Source organism: Arthrobacter sp. SAFR-044 (genome assembly GCF_051965175.1).
Lineage (GTDB): Bacteria > Actinomycetota > Actinomycetes > Actinomycetales > Micrococcaceae > Arthrobacter.
This window is the reverse complement of record NZ_JBQCMK010000009.1, coordinates 165,123-181,842: the sequence shown is the minus strand read 5'-3', so window position 1 is coordinate 181,842 and position 16,720 is coordinate 165,123. Positions and strand designations below refer to the sequence as shown.

Annotated in this window: 12 protein-coding genes; 9 read left to right on the top strand and 3 right to left on the bottom strand. The window is 67.7% G+C overall.

The features are described from left to right. The first annotated feature begins 116 nt into the window (after positions 1-116). The 9 genes from ACTHQS_RS15245 to ACTHQS_RS15205 all read left to right on the top strand — a co-directional run bounded on the left by ACTHQS_RS15245 (position 117) and on the right by ACTHQS_RS15205 (position 11,777). Positions 117-2,942, top strand: a complete 2,826-nt coding sequence (locus ACTHQS_RS15245) for an aconitate hydratase (protein WP_440170513.1) — start codon at positions 117-119, stop codon at positions 2,940-2,942. Between the two features lie 144 nt (positions 2,943-3,086). Beyond that, entirely contained in the window at positions 3,087-5,060 is a 1,974-nt protein-coding gene (gene dxs, locus ACTHQS_RS15240) for a 1-deoxy-D-xylulose-5-phosphate synthase (RefSeq protein WP_440170510.1), read from the top strand. Continuing rightward, the gene (locus ACTHQS_RS15235) at positions 5,057-5,677 is read left to right on the top strand and encodes a DUF402 domain-containing protein (protein WP_440170507.1); all 621 of its coding nucleotides are present in this window, start codon (positions 5,057-5,059) and stop codon (positions 5,675-5,677) included. Before dxs ends, ACTHQS_RS15235 begins: the two co-directional genes overlap by 4 nt. After that, positions 5,674-6,234: a hypothetical protein gene (locus ACTHQS_RS15230; RefSeq protein ID WP_440170505.1), complete on the top strand. Its 561-nt coding sequence runs from the start codon at positions 5,674-5,676 to the stop codon at positions 6,232-6,234. The genes ACTHQS_RS15235 and ACTHQS_RS15230 overlap by 4 nt, the downstream gene beginning before the upstream one ends. A gap of 9 nt (positions 6,235-6,243) precedes the next feature. Then, on the top strand, positions 6,244-7,221 hold the full coding sequence (locus tag ACTHQS_RS15225; protein WP_440170502.1) for an aldo/keto reductase: 978 nt from the start codon (positions 6,244-6,246) through the stop codon (positions 7,219-7,221). A 6-nt stretch (positions 7,222-7,227) separates the two neighbouring features. Then, positions 7,228-8,253 carry a nucleoside hydrolase gene (locus ACTHQS_RS15220; RefSeq protein ID WP_440170500.1) on the top strand — a complete coding sequence of 342 codons (1,026 nt, stop codon included), beginning with the start codon at positions 7,228-7,230 and terminating at the stop codon, positions 8,251-8,253. A 186-nt stretch (positions 8,254-8,439) separates the two neighbouring features. Beyond that, complete coding sequence (locus tag ACTHQS_RS15215) at positions 8,440-9,351, top strand: ECF transporter S component (protein WP_440170499.1); 912 nt, start codon at positions 8,440-8,442, stop codon at positions 9,349-9,351. 10 nt (positions 9,352-9,361) lie between these two features. Beyond that, the gene (locus tag ACTHQS_RS15210; RefSeq protein WP_440170496.1) at positions 9,362-10,150 is read left to right on the top strand and encodes an energy-coupling factor transporter transmembrane component T; all 789 of its coding nucleotides are present in this window, start codon (positions 9,362-9,364) and stop codon (positions 10,148-10,150) included. An 85-nt stretch (positions 10,151-10,235) separates the two neighbouring features. Then, positions 10,236-11,777, top strand: a complete 1,542-nt coding sequence (locus ACTHQS_RS15205; RefSeq protein ID WP_440170621.1) for an ABC transporter ATP-binding protein — start codon at positions 10,236-10,238, stop codon at positions 11,775-11,777. Positions 11,778-11,789: 12 nt separating this feature from the next. On the opposite strand, the gene ACTHQS_RS15200 is transcribed toward ACTHQS_RS15205, so the two are convergent. The 3 genes from ACTHQS_RS15200 to ACTHQS_RS15190 all read right to left on the bottom strand — a co-directional run bounded on the left by ACTHQS_RS15200 (position 11,790) and on the right by ACTHQS_RS15190 (position 16,689). Beyond that, complete coding sequence (locus ACTHQS_RS15200; protein WP_440170494.1) at positions 11,790-13,955, bottom strand: 3-hydroxyacyl-CoA dehydrogenase NAD-binding domain-containing protein; 2,166 nt, start codon at positions 13,953-13,955, stop codon at positions 11,790-11,792. Then, on the bottom strand, positions 13,952-15,232 hold the full coding sequence (locus ACTHQS_RS15195) for a thiolase family protein (protein ID WP_440170492.1): 1,281 nt from the start codon (positions 15,230-15,232) through the stop codon (positions 13,952-13,954). The genes ACTHQS_RS15200 and ACTHQS_RS15195 overlap by 4 nt, the downstream gene beginning before the upstream one ends. A gap of 122 nt (positions 15,233-15,354) precedes the next feature. Continuing rightward, a complete protein-coding gene (locus tag ACTHQS_RS15190) occupies positions 15,355-16,689 on the bottom strand; it encodes an HRDC domain-containing protein (protein ID WP_440170489.1) in 1,335 nt (444 codons plus the stop codon). Positions 16,690-16,720 lie beyond the last annotated feature (31 nt).

Below are 16,720 nucleotides of genomic sequence, written 5' to 3'. Positions count from 1 at the left end.
CGAATTCTCGGCCGGCCGTGTGCAAATTTTCGGGCCCTGGAACTACTTAGGGCTTCCTAACTAGCAGGCGGTCAACCGCGCGACAAAGATGAAACTGTTGCGAGAGGAGTCCTGCGATGAGCACTGTGGACAGCTTCGGTTCAAAAGGCAAACTTAATGTAGCCGGAACCGAGTACGAAATTTTCCGGTTGAACTCCGTTGAAGGTGCAGAAAACCTTCCGTTCAGCCTCAAGGTATTGCTTGAAAACCTGCTGAGGACCGAGGACGGCGCGAACATCACTGCCGATCACGTTCGCGCTTTGGCAGGCTGGGATCCGAATGCGGAACCCGATACAGAAATCCAGTTCACGCCGGCGCGCGTGATCATGCAGGACTTCACCGGTGTCCCCTGCGTGGTTGACCTGGCCACCATGCGTGAAGCGGTCAAGGACCTGGGCGGCGACCCCAAGCGGGTCAACCCGCTGGCACCCGCCGAAATGGTGATCGACCACTCGGTGCAGATCGACGCCTTCGGCAACTCCGGCGCACTGGAGCGCAACATGGAGATCGAATACCAGCGCAACGGTGAGCGCTACCAGTTCCTGCGCTGGGGCCAGACCGCGTTTGACGACTTCAAGGTGGTTCCGCCGGGAACCGGCATCGTGCACCAGGTCAACATCGAATACCTGGCCCGCACGGTGATGACCCGCGAAGTGGACGGTGCGCTCCGCGCCTACCCTGACACCTGCGTCGGCACCGACTCGCACACCACCATGGTCAACGGCCTGGGCGTGCTGGGCTGGGGCGTGGGCGGCATCGAAGCCGAGGCTGCCATGCTTGGCCAGCCCGTCTCCATGCTCATCCCGCGCGTCGTGGGCTTCAAGCTCAGCGGCAGCATCCCCGCCGGCGCCACCGCAACCGACGTGGTGCTGACCATCACCGAAATGCTGCGCAAGCACGGCGTGGTGGGCAAGTTCGTGGAGTTCTACGGCGAGGGCGTTGCAGCCGTGCCGCTGGCCAACCGCGCCACCATCGGCAACATGAGCCCCGAGTTCGGCTCCACCGCTGCCATGTTCCCCATCGACGACGTCACCCTTGACTACCTGCGCCTCACCGGCCGGTCCGAGCAGAACGTGGCCCTCGTGGAGTCCTACGCCAAGGAACAGGGCCTCTGGCACGATGCTTCCCGCGACATCAAGTTCTCCGAGTACCTGGAACTGGACCTGTCCACGGTTGTTCCGTCCATCGCCGGCCCCAAGCGCCCGCAGGACCGCATCGAACTGACCGAGGCCAAGGACGAGTTCCGCCACGACCTCAAGAACTACGTTGCCCACGACGCCAACGCCGGCACCCTGGACGAGTCCCTGGAGGAGACCTTCCCGGCCTCCGACGCCCCGTCCTTCACCTCCGGCGCTACGCACGTCTCGGACACGGACCGCGAACCGCCCAAGTACTCCGCAGCCCACGGCGGCGCAGGACGCATCACCAGCCCGGTCCCGGTCAAGATGGCTGACGGCCGCGAGTTCGAGCTGGACCACGGCGCGGTGACCATCGCATCCATCACGTCCTGCACCAACACGTCCAACCCCTCGGTCATGCTGGCCGCCGCCGTCCTGGCGCGCAACGCCGTCGAAAAGGGCCTCACCGCCAAGCCCTGGGTCAAGACCTCCGTCGCACCTGGCTCGAAGGTAGTCACCGACTACTACGAGAAGTCCGGCCTGACCCCGTACCTGGAGAAGCTCGGCTTCTACATCGTGGGCTACGGCTGCGCCACCTGTATCGGCAACTCGGGCCCGCTGGAAGCAGAGATCTCCGAGGCCATCCAGGCCAACGACCTCGCCGTCAGCGCCGTCCTGTCGGGCAACCGCAACTTCGAAGGCCGCATCAACCCGGACGTCAAGATGAACTACCTGGCCTCCCCGCCGCTGGTCATCGCGTACGCCCTGGCCGGTTCCATGGACTTCGACTTCGAAACCGACGCCCTCGGCAAGGACGAGGCCGGCAACGACGTCTTCCTGAGGGACATCTGGCCCAACCCGGTTGAGGTCCAGCAGGTCATCGATTCCTCGATCGACAAGGACATGTTCGCCAAGGGCTACGAAGGCGTCTTCGACGGCGACGACCGCTGGAAGGCACTGGACACCCCGGCCGGCGACACCTTCGCCTGGGATCCGAACTCCACCTACGTCCGGAAGCCCCCGTACTTCGAGGGCATGCAGGCACAGCCGGAGCCCGTCAAGGACATCTCGGGTGCCCGCGTGCTCCTGAAGCTCGGCGATTCGGTCACCACCGACCACATCTCCCCGGCCGGTTCCTTCAAGTCCGACACCCCCGCCGGCCAGTACCTGCTGGCCAACGGCGTGGAGCGCAAGGACTTCAACTCCTACGGTTCACGCCGTGGCAACCACGAAGTGATGATCCGCGGCACGTTCGCGAACATCCGCATCAAGAACCAGCTCCTGGACGGCGTTGAGGGTGGCTTCACCCGCGACTTCACCCAGGCTGACGGTCCGCAGGCATACGTCTACGACGCCGCGCAGAACTACCAGGCGGCCGGCACCCCGCTGGTGGTCCTGGCGGGCAAGGAGTACGGTTCCGGATCATCGCGCGACTGGGCAGCCAAGGGCACCGCGCTGCTGGGCGTCAAGGCCGTCATCGCCGAGAGCTACGAGCGCATCCACCGCTCCAACCTCATCGGCATGGGCGTCCTGCCGCTGCAGTACCCGGCCGGCGAGAACGCTGCCAGCCTGGGCCTGACCGGCACGGAAACCTTCTCGGTGGAGGGCGTCACCGCCCTTAACGAGGGCACCACGCCCAAGACCCTGAAGGTCACCGCCACCGCCGAGGATGGCTCCTCGAAGTCCTTCGACGCCGTGCTCCGTATCGATACCCCGGGTGAAGCGGACTACTACCGCAACGGCGGCATCCTGCAGTACGTGCTGCGCCAGATCTCCGCGAACTAGCGGGAACTGCCGCTCAGGCACCAACCTCCCCGAAGCCCCGGCCGGTCACCGACCAGCCGGGGCTTCGGCTTTGCAGCCACGTCCGGCCCTGCGGACCGAGGCGTTAGAGTTAAACGGCATGTCTACCACCCGAAGGAGGGGTCATTGGGAATCTTGGACACCATCCGGAATCCGCAGGACCTGAACGAGTTGACCGAGGAACAGCTGGAACAGCTGGCTTCGGAGATCAGGGATTTCCTGATCACGAACGTCTCCCAGACGGGTGGCCACCTCGGGCCCAACCTCGGCGTCGTGGAACTGACGCTTGCCGTGCACCGCATCTTCGAATCCCCCCGCGACAGCATCGTCTTTGACACAGGCCACCAGTCCTACGTCCACAAGCTGCTCACCGGGCGCCAGGACTTCAGCACGCTCCGCCAGGAAGGCGGCCTCTCCGGCTACCCGGACAGGGCCGAATCGGAACACGACATTGTGGAAAGCTCCCACGCGTCGTCGTCCCTGTCCTGGGCTGACGGCATTTCCCGGGCCCGCCAGCTCACCGGCGAAGGCGACCGGCACGTGGTGGCCATCATCGGCGATGGTGCCCTCACCGGCGGCATGGCCTGGGAAGCCATCAACAACATTGCGGCGGACAAGAAGCGCCGCGTGGTCATCGTGGTCAACGACAACGGCCGGTCCTACGCCCCCACGGTCGGGGGCTTCGCGGACTACCTTGCCTCCCTGCGCCCCACCATCGACTCCTTCCGCGCCGCCCCGGCGTACGAGGGCGCGCTTGACTGGTGGAAGAAGAAGCTGCAGGACGGCGGCCCCGTGGGGCAATTCACCTACAAGAGCCTGCACGCCATGAAAAAAGGCATCAAGGACTGGTGGGCGCCGCAGGGCATGTTCGAGGACCTCGGCATGAAGTACATCGGCCCGGTGGACGGCCATAACCTCCAGGCCATGGAGCACGCGCTCTCCACGGCCAGGAACTACGGCGGTCCCGTCATCGTGCACGCCATGACGGAAAAGGGCCACGGGTACGCTCCGGCCCGCGCCCACGAAGCCGACCAGTTCCACGCCGTCGGCATCATCGATCCCGAAACAGGCGAACCCACCGGCACCGGCGGCGCCCAGTCCTGGACCTCCGTGTTCGCGGACGAGATCGCCGCCATCGCCGACGAACGCGACGACATTGTCGGCATCACCGGCGCCATGCTGATCCCGGTGGGCCTGCACAAGTTCGCGGCCAAGCACCCCAAGCGCGTCATCGACGTCGGCATTGCCGAACAGCATGCGCTCACGGCTGCCGCGGGCATGGCATTTGGCGGCCTGCACCCGGTGGTTGCCGTCTACGCAACGTTCCTGAACCGGGCCTTCGACCAGTTGCTCATGGACGTCGCCCTCCACAAGGCCGGCGTCACCATCGTCCTGGACCGTGCCGGCGTCACCGGCCCGGACGGCGCCAGCCACCACGGCATGTGGGACATGGCCATGGTCCAGATCGTCCCCGGCCTGCACCTGTCCGCACCCCGTGACGCCACCCGGCTCCGGGAGGAACTCCGCGAGGCCGTTGCCATCAGCGACGCCCCCAGTGTGGTGCGTTTCTCCAAGGGGTCCGTCGGCCCCGCCGTCGAGGCACTGGAACGCCTCAGTGACGGCGTGGACGTCCTCGCCCGCCGGCCTTCGGGCTCCACGGAAAACGACGTGCTGATCGTCAGCGTTGGTGCCATGGCCGAACTGGCCCTCGACGTTTCGAACCGGCTCGGCGCCCAGGGCATCAGCACCACCGTGGTTGATCCGCGCTGGGTCCTTCCTGTCCGCCGTTCCATCATTGCGCTGGCTTCACACCACCGCCTGGTGGTCTGCATCGAAGACGGCGTCCGTGCGGGCGGCGTTGGCTCGCGCATCCGCCAGGAGATGCGTGCCGCAGGCGTCGACACCGCCCTGAACGAGGTGGGCCTGCCGGTTGAGTTCCTTGACCACGGCACCCGCAACCAGGTGCTGGAGCGCGTTGGGCTGACCGCCCAGCAGATCACGCACGACGTCGTCGCGCAGGTCCTGGGCACGAAGGTTCCGTTTGCGCGGCCCTTGCCGGGCCAGCAGCACCCCACCACCGGCAGCCTTCCGATCCTGTGAGGGACGAGGATGAACTGAAGTACCCCGGCCCTGCGGGGGAGTCCGGAGCAGTCCTGCACACCACCACCACCCGAGTCCCCAACGGGCTGCAGCCGGGCCAGCTGGTGGTCTCCCGGAACCGGAAATGGAACGGCAAGGCCCACTGGGTGGTCCCCGGGCGCTACCTTGGCGAGGACCAGCACGGGTGGTGGATCTTCCAGGGCACCAACGAGTTCTGTTCCCGCCCCGGCGCCGCGTTCTACACCCGCTCGGACGCTGTCCTGCTGGTGCCGCGCCAGGGCGACTGGGTGGCCACGTTCTACGACTCAGCCCACCCCGGCGGAGTACGGGTCTACATCGACTTGGCGGTAGGCCACGAGTGGACCCACATCCGGCCCGCCGTGACTGAGTTCCATGTGATCGACATGGACCTTGATGTCATCCGCACCGCGGCCCGCGGCGTCTTCATCGACGACCAGGACGAGTTCGCGGAGCACAGCGTCTCCATGCACTACCCGCACCGGCTGATCGAGGACATCCAGGCTGCCGCGGACGGGCTTTACCACGCCGTGAAGGCACAGCACGCGCCATTCGACGGCACCGACGTCGAATGGTTTACCAAAGGACGCACCACATGAGCGGCATTGTCAGGGTCTACAAGCGCGACGACGAGGGCGTCCTCCAGTTCCGGGAGGCCTGGTTCGACGAGGAATACTCCCAGTTCGTCATGAACTTCGGTGCCGTGGGGCACCAGAGCAAGACCGAGGAGACCGATGTCCCCGATGCCGGCGCTGCCGAGGGCCTCCTGGACGCCTTTGCCGCACAGTGCGCGGAGGACGGATACGCGGAGGTCCCCAACGAGGAACAGTTCTGGGTGGTGGCGCAGTTCGCCCTCAAGACCAAGGAAGGCACCGACCGGGACCGCCGCCTTGAGCAGAAGGCCAAGTACGCGCTCATCAGCCACTTGGCGTGGCGGGGCCTGGGAACCGTGGAGCGGTCCGAATTCACCGATTACAAGCTGAATATCTTCTGCCTGTGCCCGGACGTGAACAAGGCAGTCAACGCCATCAAGGTGTGCGCCCGCGGCGAGGACCTCGACTTCACCAAGCTCAGCATCGGGGCTGCCCCGTACAGCGACCCGGACCACTTCAAACTCAAGCATTCCGCCAAGACCGCCAGCAGCTTCAGCCTTTAGGAGGCGTCCGTGACCAGTTACCGCCGCGTTGGAAAATCAGGACTGACCGTCTCCACAGTTGGCCTGGGCTGCAACAACCTGGGCCGGGCCAACACCGCCACGGAGTCGCAGGAAGCCACGGACGCGGTGGTCAACGCCGCGATCGATGCCGGCATCACGCTGTTCGACGTGGCGGACAACTACGGCAAGGAACCGGGACTCAGCGAAACCATGCTGGGCAAGGCCCTCGGCGGCCGGCGGGGCGACGTGGTGGTTGCCACCAAGTTCGGGATGGACGCCAAGGGCGCCAATGGTCCCGACTTCGGCGCCCGCGGTTCCCGGCGGTACATCATCCAGGCGGTTGAGTCCTCGCTGCGGCGGCTCGGCACGGACTGGATCGACCTTTACCAGTTCCACACCCCGGATCCGCTCACGCCCATCGATGAAACCCTGGCAGCGCTGGACACCCTGGTCCGCAGCGGCAAGGTCCGCTACATCGGCCACTCCAACCGCTCCGGCTGGCAGATCGCCCAGGCGGAATACGTGGCCCGCGAACTGGGCACGGCCCGGTTCATTTCCTCGCAGAACCACTACAACCTCCTGGACCGGCGCGCCGAGCTGGAGGTGACCCCGGCTGCGGAGGAATTCGGCCTGGGCGTCCTGCCGTACTTCCCGCTGGCCAACGGGCTGCTCACCGGCAAGTACGCGCCGGGCCATGCTCCCGAAGGGTCCCGCCTCAGCCACACCCGCACCAACATGGTGGACGACGCCGACTGGGACCAGCTGGGCAGGTACAGCGCCTTCGCAAAAGAGCGCGGCCTGACGGAGATCGAGGTGGCCTTCTCCTGGCTCGCCGCCCAGTCCTCGGTAGCCAGCGTCATCGCGGGTGCCACCAGGCCGGAGCAGGTCAGGCAGAACGCGGAAGCGGCCAACTGGGCCCCCACCCCGGAAGATCTCGCCGCCCTGGACGATATCTTCCCGTCCGTGCCCAAGGTGGCACTCTTCTAGGCAGCCGTGCCCGCCTACCTGCTGGATGTCGATACCGGCATCGATGATGCCCTGGCCCTTGCCTATCTTGCCGCCCTCCCGGACACGGAGATCGTGGCGGTCACAGCCACCCCGGGCAACGTTGATGCCGACCAGGTGGCGCGCAACACCCTGGCGCTGCTGGAGCTGTGCGGCCGCCCGGGTGTCCAGGTTGCTGTGGGTGCCCGGAAGCCCCTCTCCATTCCCTTGGTCACCACTCCTGAAACCCACGGGCCGCAGGGCATCGGCTACGCGGTGCTGCCTGGACCGTCAGGCGAACCCAGCCCGCGGAACGCCGTTGACCTGTGGATCGAACATGCCAGGGCCAGGCCGGGGGAGTTGACCGCACTCATCACCGCCCCGCTCACCAACTTCGCCCTCGCATTGCGGCAGGAGCCGGAACTTCCAGACCTCCTGGCGAAGGTGGTGATCATGGGAGGTGCGTTCTACCATCAGGGCAACACCACCCCCACCGCCGAGTGGAACACCCACGTGGATCCGCACGCGGCCAAGGAGGTCTACGCCGCGTACCGGGGCCGGCCGCTGGAGAAACTCCCCATCGTCTGCTCGCTGGACACCACTGAACGCATGGAACTGCACCCGGCCCACGTGGAGGCGCTGGCGCGGGCTGCGGGCGCCGCCGTTCCGGAACTGGTGCTCCCGGAGGACCCAGAGGGCCGCCGCAGCACCTCCGACAACACCCTCATCAGGCATCTTTCGGACGCCCTGCGCTTCTATTTCGAGTTCCACAGGCTCTACGACCAGGGCTACCTGGCGCACGTCCACGATGTCTTTGCCGCGGGGGTGGCCGCCGGAACGCTCGAATACACCGCGCGCCCCGCCACCGTTGACGTCGAAACGGACTCGCCGCTCCTCGTCGGAACAACAGTGGCAGACTATCGGGGACTCTGGGGCGCACCCCCGAACGCCCGGATCGTGTCCGGCAACGACCCGGAGCAGGCCTTCGGTGAGCTGGTCTCCGCCGTGGGGCGCCTGGCCCGGAAGACGGGGTAAGGCGCAGGATCCACGGCCGGCGCGGCAGGAAAATCCTGAAGGGGACGCTGCCGGAGGATGGCCGGTAGAATGTGTTCCGGACCGGCCCGGCGCAGTTGCCGCCGGCTGCTGCCGAGGTGACATAGGCAGCCACATCCCGGCCAGGTACTGCCGGGCCACTGCCTGCACCCCGAAGGAACAGTCCCCATGTCATCGCCCTCTTTGACGCTTCCGTCCCAGGAACGCCCAGCGCGCCGCCGGCTGCTTGAGATCCTCGGCGCCCTGGCCATCGCCGCCACCTACGTCTACCTGGTCCTCAACCAGCCGGCGGACATCACCGGAGGTCCGGGCAGCGCCTCGGCCCTGATCGCCCTCACCGGCTTCCTGGCCGGGGCGGTCCTGCTGATCGTCGCCGTGCTGCCAACCCTTCCGGCCTCCACCCTGGTGCTTATCCCGGTGGCGCTGGTCCTGAACATCGTGCTGGGCCAGTTTGTCGGCAGCACCCTTGTTCCGTTCTACCTCGACGCCATCGGCACAGTGCTGATCGCCGTCCTGGCAGGCCCCGCCGCCGGTGCGGCCACAGGCGCCCTCAGCAGCATCGTCTGGTCCTTCTTCAACCCCACCGTGCTGCCGTTCGCAGCAGGCGCCGCGCTCATCGGCTGCCTGGCAGGGCTCGCCGCACGGTACGGTCTCTTCCGCCGCTTCTACTTGGCTCCCGTTGCGGGTTTCCTCACCGGGATCATCGCCGGTGTCGTGTCCGCCCCTGTGGCTGCCTTCGTCTATGGCGGAACGTCGGGCGTGGCCACCGGTGCTATCGTCAGCGCCTTCCGGGCCATGGGGGACAGCCTCCTGGCCGCCATCACCAAGCAGGCACTCCTGTCCGACCCCATGGACAAGGCGATTGTGTTCACCATCGTCGCCGTCCTGGCCTACGCTTTGCCCCGCCGGGCGCGCCAGCAGTTCCCCTTCATCCGGCACCACCGGGTACTCGCCGGAAACAGCCCGGCCCCGGCGACGCAGGCAAACACGCAGGCCGGCGTCCGGTCCGACGCTCCAGCGCAGGCGCCTGCCCCGGGGAGTGCTTCGGGACCGGCCAACGATTCAGCGCTGAACGGCTGAGCCGGGCACCGTGACAGCATCCCCGGCGGGCAGGACCGCGGCCCCTGCCAGGCGGGAGCGGATTAATCCGCTGACCTCGCTTGCCGCTGCCTGCAGTACGGCGGTGATCACGACGGCGGCAGCAAGCTGGGTGCTGTCAGCCGCCGTGGTCTCGGCGTGCCTTGCCCTGTCACTGGCAGCCGGCACGGCCCGCCGCATGGTGCCCGCCGCTGCGGCAGTCCTGGTCCCGCTTGGCCTGTCCCTGCTGGTGCTGCACGGCCTGTTCTTCCCGGAAGGAAGGACAGTCCTGGCAGAGTGGGGACCTGCCCGCATCACGGCGGAGGGCCTGGACTTCGCCGGGCAACGCATTCTGCAGCTGGCCGCAGTGGTCCTGGTCCTCCTGCTGTTTTCCTTCAGCGCCAACGTCCCGGACCTTGTGGCGGCGTTGTCTGCCCGCGGCGTGCAGGGCCGGTTCGCGTTCGTGCTGGCGTCCACATTGACCCTGCTGCCGGCCATCGCCGAGCGGGCGCGCCGGATCAGGCAGGCCCAGGAATCGCGTGGCCTGGTCATCTCCCGGAGCCTGGTTTCCAGGGCGGCCGCATTCAGGTTGCAGGCTGTTCCCCTGGTCCTGTCCCTCATCGAGGACGCCGGTACCCGGGCTGCTGCGCTGGAAGCGCGTGGACTGACGAGCCGCGGGCCGCGGACCGTCTACCGGGAGGTGCCCGATTCCACCGCCCAGCGGGCAGGGCGGGCCGTCCTGGCGGTGATGGCCCTCGCAGCAGTGGTTCTCCGCGTTGTGCAGGCAGGCGCGAGTGGCTGAACACACGGTCACGGGCGGCCCACAGAAGCCAGGCAGTGACAGGAATGCCGGCAGTTCAGGAAAAGACAGCAATGCAGCCGCGCCTGTGTTGGCTGCCGGCATACGGCGTTTCACCTTCCACGAGGCGGATGCTCCCACCCTGCACAGTGTCACTGTTTCCTTCGCACCCGGGTCCTTCACAGCCGTCCTGGGCGCATCCGGGAGTGGCAAGTCCACCCTGGGCCGCCTGCTGGCCGGCTGGCTGCCACCGAACGGCCACGGAACGCTGGCGGGATTCCTTGAGCTGGCCGGTACACGGCTTGAATTCGACGGCGGCACGGGGGACCCGCGGATCGATCCCGCACAGTGGGGCCGGCATGTAGGCTTCGTCCCGCAGGACCCGGCTGCCGTCCTGTCCACCGTCCGTGCCACCGTGGCAGAGGAACTCGCGTTCGGCCTGGAAAACACCGGCATGGACCGGGCCGGCATGAAAGCCGCCGTGGAGCGCACCGCCGGCCTGCTGGGATTGGACGGCCAGCTGGACCAGGACCCTGCCAGGCTCTCCGGCGGCCAGCTGCGGCGGCTGGCCATCGGCTGCGCAATCATCCCCGGGCCTCCGATGCTGGTCATGGACGAGCCCCTCGCCTCCCTGGACGCGGCAGGGGCCCGGGATCTTGCCGCTGTGGTCCGGGACCTTCTCAAACAGGGAACCGCCGTCGTGATCCTCAACCAGGCGGTTGACCCGCTGCTGCTGGAGGCCGGCACGTGGCTGGTGCTCGCGGACGGCACGCTCACCGCCGGCGGACCTCCTGCTGACCTCGGACCCGGCTCCGGTCTCCTGCCGCCGGCCATCCGGCGCCTTGACGCCCTTGACGCCCTGGAAGCCGCTGTGACGCCCGCGCCCCGCCCCTCCAGCCCCCGGGTGGAGAAGCCGTCCACGGGCCCCGCCGCGCTGGAGCTGCGCGGGGTGTCCTTTGGATACCCGGAAAAGCCGGTACGCCGCGGCAGGAGCCGCAGGCAGGAGCCGGGACCAGGCCGCGGGGCAATGGTGCTCCGGGATGTCCATCTGGCAGTCCATCCGGGGGAAATCGTAGCTGTCACCGGCCCCAACGGGACAGGGAAATCAACACTCCTGCGGCACTTCAACGGCCTGCTGCGTCCCACCGCAGGGACTGTCCTGGTCCACGGCGGCAACATCGCGGGGGTCCCGGTGGGAGAAACAGCAGCGTCCGTGGGCCTGCTCTTCCAGCAGCCCCGTGACCAACTGTTCGAGCAGACCGTGCTGCGGGAAGTCGGGTTCGGGCTGGACCGCCTGGTCGGTCCGGCCAAGGCGGCCGGCCACGCCGCAGCGGCACTGCAGGCTGTTGGCCTGGCAGATGCAGCCCAAGAACATCCAGCTGAACTGCCGGCCTCCGCCCAACGCCTGCTGGCCCTGGCCACCGTCCTGGCACGCAGGCCCGCCGTCCTGGCCCTGGATGAACCCACCGTGGCGCTGGACGGCGACGGGCTGGCCCTGCTCGACGCCGCCGTACGGTCGGCAGCGGAGGCGGGCGCCGCCGTCGTGCTGGTCACCCATGAGCTGGGCTACGCACGCGCGGCGGCGCACCGCGTCCTGGCGCTCGACGGCGGCCGGCTGGTTCCGGCCTGACCGCCGGCGCGCCTACCCCTGGGAGCGGCTTGACGCGACGCCGGGCTGCAGGAAGCGCTTGCCGTTGACCCGCTCCGATGCGCCCACCCGGTCCAGGTACGGCGTGATGCCGCCCAGGAACATGGGCCAGCCCGCGCCCAGGATCATGCAGAGGTCGATGTCCTCGGGGCCGGCGACGACGCCTTCGTCCAGCATCAGGCCGATTTCCTCTGCGAGGGCATCCTGGACGCGGTGCAGCACCTGCTCCGGGGTGGAAGGGCTGGAGCCAAAGGACATCAGGTCAAGCGTGGACTGCGGGATGGCCCGGGTACCGTCCGGGGCGGTCTCCCACAGTGCCTTGACGTTGTTGTCGATGAGCTTCTTCAGGTTGGCGGAGACCGGGAAACGGTCGCCGAAGGCAGTATTCAGCGATTCCTGGACATGCTGGGCCACGGGCAGGCCCACCATGGCCAGCAGCGTGAACGGCGTCATGGGCAGGCCCATGGGCCGCAGCGCGGTGTCCGCCACTTCCGCGGGGGTGCCCTCGTCGAAGGCAGCCGTCACGTCGCCCATCAGCCGCAGCAGGATGCGGTTGACCACGAACGCGGCCGCATCCTTGACCAGCACCCCGGTCTTCTTCAGGGCCTTGGCCAGCTCGAAGGCGGTGGCCAGCACGGCGTCATCGGTCCGCGGGGCACGGACAATCTCCAGCAGCGGCATGACGGCCACGGGATTGAAGAAGTGGAAGCCCACCAGCCGTTCCGGGTGCTGCAGGTCCGCGGCCATCTCCGTCACCGAGAGGGACGACGTGTTGGTGGCCAGGATGCACTCCGGCGACACGATGGCCTCCAGTTCGGCGAAGACCTGCTTCTTGATGTGCAGTTCCTCGAAGACGGCCTCGATCACGAAGTCGGCGTCCGCGAAGGCTTCCTTTGACACCGATCCCGTCACCAGTGCCTTGGTGCGGTTGGCAGCGTCCTGGCTGAGGCGCTTCTTCGCCAGCAGTTTGTCCACCTCGCCGTGGACGTAGGCCACGCCTTTGTCCACCCGCGCCTGGTCGATGTCGGTCAGGACCACCGGTACCTTCAGCTGGCGGGCAAAGAGCAGTGCCAGTTGGCCGGCCATCAGGCCTGCGCCCACCACACCCACTTTGGTGACAGGCCGGGCCAGCTTGCGGTCCGGAGCGCCGGCGGGGCGCTTTCCGCGCTTCTGCACCAGGTCCAGGAAGGCGTAGACGGTGGAGCGGAATTCGTCCGTCTGCATCAGCTCAGCCAAAGTTTCGCATTCCAGGGCGGCGGACTCCGCAGCGGTCACGGTGCGGTTGGCTTCGAGGATGTCCAGGACTTTCGCGGGCGCCGGGGAGGCATTGGAGGTCTTGCCTTCCACGAATTTGCGGCCGGCATCCACGGCAGCGGTCCAACGGGCGGCAGCGTCGGGGGAGGAAGGGTCGACGGCGTTGGGCCGCTCCGGGACCACGTCGCCGGAGATGACTCCCGCGGCCCAGGCCAGCGACTGCTCCAGGAAGTCCGCCGGTTCGAACAGGGCGTCTGCGATGCCCATGCCGAAGGCCTGCGCTCCTGAAAGCGTCCGGTTGTTGCTGAGCGGGTTCTCGATCATGACCTTGACCGCGTTTTCTGGCCCCACCAGGCGGGGAAGGATGTAGACGCCGCCCCAGCCGGGGACCAGTCCCAGGAAGGCTTCCGGCAGGGCCAGGGCGCCCCCGCCGGTGGACACGGTGCGGTAGGTGGACTGCAGGGCGATCTCCAGGCCGCCGCCCAGAGCCACCCCGTTGATAAAGGCGAAGCTGGGGACGCCAAGGTTTGCCAGGGTTGCATAGACGTCGTGGCCCAGTTGTGCCATCCACAGTCCGTGCTCGCGCTTTTCCAGCGACTTCACTGCGGAGAGGTCTGCACCCGCCACCAGGTAGTGCGGCTTGCCGGTGACGCCCACGCCTACGATTTCCCCACGTGCGGCACGGTCCCGCAGGCCTCCCAGGACCGTGCCGAGTTCCACCAAAGTGTTGGGGCCCAGGGTGGTGGGCTTGGTGTGGTCAAGGTCGTTGTCCAGGGTGACCAAGGCAAAAATGCCGGGGCTCGGCTTCCCCGCGGTGCCCGGGAGGACGATGTCCTGCACGTAGGAGTGGGTGACGGTTTCGTTGGGGAAAAGGTCAGCCAGCTTGCGGAAATCTGCGGCGCTCATGCCATGGCTCCTTCTGAAACGGTAGCGGTGGCGGTCTCCCCGGCGGGGGTTCCACTGTAGTCGGGGTGGTGCGGGTTCTCCCAGATCACGGTGCCGCCCATGCCCAGGCCCACGCACATGGTGGTGATTCCGTAGCGGACCGAGGGGTCTTCCTCGAACTGGCGGGCCAGCTGGATCATCAGCCTGACACCGGAGGACGCGAGGGGGTGGCCTACGGCAATGGCGCCGCCGTAGCGGTTTACCCGGGGGTCGTCGTCGGAAATTCCGTAGTGGTCCAGGAAGCTCAGGACCTGGACGGCGAAGGCCTCGTTGATTTCGAACAGGCCAATGTCCTCGATGCCCAAGCCGGCGTTCCTCAGGGCCTTCTCCGTGGCCGGGACAGGACCGATGCCCATGACCTCCGGCTCCACCCCTGCGTAGGCGTAGCTGACCAGCCGCATCTTGACGGGCAGGCCCAGTTCGGCGGCGGCCTCGGAGGATGCCAGGACGGCGGCGGTTGCGCCGTCGTTCAGCCCGGCGGCGTTACCGGCCGTGACCCGGCCATGGGCACGGAACGGGGTACGAAGGCCGGCGAGGTCGTCCAGGGTGGTGCCCGGGCGGGGCGGTTCATCCTTGCTGTGGACAGTCCAGCCCTCGCCGGGCTTCCGGGCGGCGACGGGAACCAGGTCCGGCTGGATCATGCCCTCGCGGTAGGCGGTAGCCAGCTTGTCCTGCGAAGCCACCGCATAGGCGTCGGTGCGCTCCTTGGTGATGGCGGGGAAGCGGTCATGCAGGTTCTCGGCGGTGTTTCCCATGTTCAGGGCTGCCGGGTCCACCAGCCGCTCGGACATGAAGCGGGGGTTGGGGTCGGCGCCTGAGCCCATGGGATGGTGGCCCATGTGCTCCACCCCGCCGGCGATCACCACGTCGTAGGCGCCAAAACCGATGCCGCCTGCCGTAGTGGTGACAGCGGTCATGGCCCCGGCACACATGCGGTCGATGGCGAAGCCGGGGACCGTTCGCGGCAGGCCGGCCAGCAGCGCGGCGGTCCTGCCCAGGGTGAGGCCCTGGTCGCCGGTCTGGGTGGTCGCGGCAATGGCCACCTCGTCGATCCGCTCCGCCGGCAGCGACGGGTTGCGGCGCAGCAGGCCGCGGATGCATTTCACGATCAGGTCGTCGGCCCGGGTTCCGGCGTAGATTCCCTTCTCGCCGGCCTTGCCGAAGGGTGTGCGGATGCCGTCCACAAAGACGACGTCGCGGACAGTGCGCGTAGATGCGCCGCTTCCGTGCTGGCTCACGTGTAACTCCTCATCGAGATGTGGCGCGCCGGGTGCATGCCGGAGGGCGGCAGCAGCCTGGCGTCGGTCACACCGATGTTACTCGTGAGTAACTTAGCCCGCAAGGGCTGCGTCCAGGACGGTTACTGGCCGCCGGCCGCGGCGACGGGTTTGGCTTCCTTGGGCGGCAGCGGCTGCGGGTTCAGGAACGCGCCGGCGATCAGCGGTGCACTGAGTTCCACCTGCCATCTGCGGGCCCCCAGCGCCCGCAGCTCAGCGGCAACTGAGTCCTCGGTTAGCTCTGCGGGAGGCCGCCACGCCACGCGCCGCAGGTAGTCGGGCGTCAACAGGTTCTCCAGCGGCAGGTTCAGTTCCTCTGCCTTGGCCTGGAGCAGGGGCCGGGCCGTGGCCAGCCTGGCGGCGGCTTCGGGGTCGCGGTCTGCCCAGACCCTCGGCGGTGGCGGGGCGTTCGTGGGCAGGTGCAGGGGCGGCAGTTCCTCCAGGTCACGTGCTGCGGCGATGCAGCGCAGCCAGCGGGGAGCTTCGCGCTGGGCCGCGCGGCCGTGGAACCCTTTGGTGCTGAGCAGTTGCGGGACGGTGGCGGGCATGGCCTTCGCGGCCGCTACCAAGGCAGAGTCCGGAATGAGCCTGCCCGGTGCCACGTCGCGTTTTTGCGCCAGTGAGTCGCGTTCCAGCCACAACTCGCGGACGGCAGCCAGTTGGCGGCGGTCCCGGATCTGGTGCAGGCCGGAGGTTTTTCGCCAGGGGTCCACCCGGGGCGGAGCGATGCCGGCTTCGAGGATGGCGGCAAATTCCTGCTCCGCAAACTCCAGCTTCCCGTCCGCCTGGAGCAGCTCAATGAGTTCCTCGCGCAGTTCGGTGAGGACTTCGACGTCCAGGGCGGCATAGCGCAGCCACGGCTCAGGCAGGGGGCGGGTGGACCAGTCGGCGGCGGAGTGTTCCTTGGCAAGCCCGAATCCCAGGAGCTGTTCGATGACGGCTGCCAGGCCCACGCGGGGCAGCCCGGCCAGGCGCGCGGCGAGCTCGGTGTCGAAGAGCTTGTCCGGCCACATCCCGAGTTCGGACAGGCAGGGCAGGTCCTGGCTGGCGGCGTGCAGGATCCATTCAACGCCGCGTAGGGCGTCGTTGATGATGCTCAGGTTCCCGAACGGTTCGGGGTCGATCAGCCAGGTCCCGGCGCCTTCGCGCCGGATCTGGACCAGGAAGGCGCGCTGACCGTAACGGAACCCGGAGGCGCGTTCGGCGTCAACGCCGGCGGGACCGGTGCCGGCGGCAATGGCGGCGGCGCAGCGCTCCAGGCCTGACTGGGTTTCGATGACCAGGGGAACGCCGTCCCGGGGTGCGTCAAGATCGATGATTTCGGGGATGGGGCTGTCAAAGCCCTCCACCGTGATGTGGGGTGCGGCATCAGCAGCCGGGACGCCGGCTGTGGTGTTTTCCGGAATGTTTGGGGTCATGATGCCCCCAGTTTACCGGGCAGGTCCGTCA

Coding starts and splice junctions, on each gene's coding strand:
- ACTHQS_RS15200 (WP_440170494.1), bottom strand. CDS start 13,955: ATGAGCGCCGCAGATTTCCGCAAGCTGGCTGACCTTTTCCCCAACGAA.
- ACTHQS_RS15190 (WP_440170489.1), bottom strand. CDS start 16,689: ATGACCCCAAACATTCCGGAAAACACCACAGCCGGCGTCCCGGCTGCT.
- ACTHQS_RS15215 (WP_440170499.1), top strand. CDS start 8,440: ATGTCATCGCCCTCTTTGACGCTTCCGTCCCAGGAACGCCCAGCGCGC.
- ACTHQS_RS15245 (WP_440170513.1), top strand. CDS start 117: ATGAGCACTGTGGACAGCTTCGGTTCAAAAGGCAAACTTAATGTAGCC.
- ACTHQS_RS15230 (WP_440170505.1), top strand. CDS start 5,674: ATGAGCGGCATTGTCAGGGTCTACAAGCGCGACGACGAGGGCGTCCTC.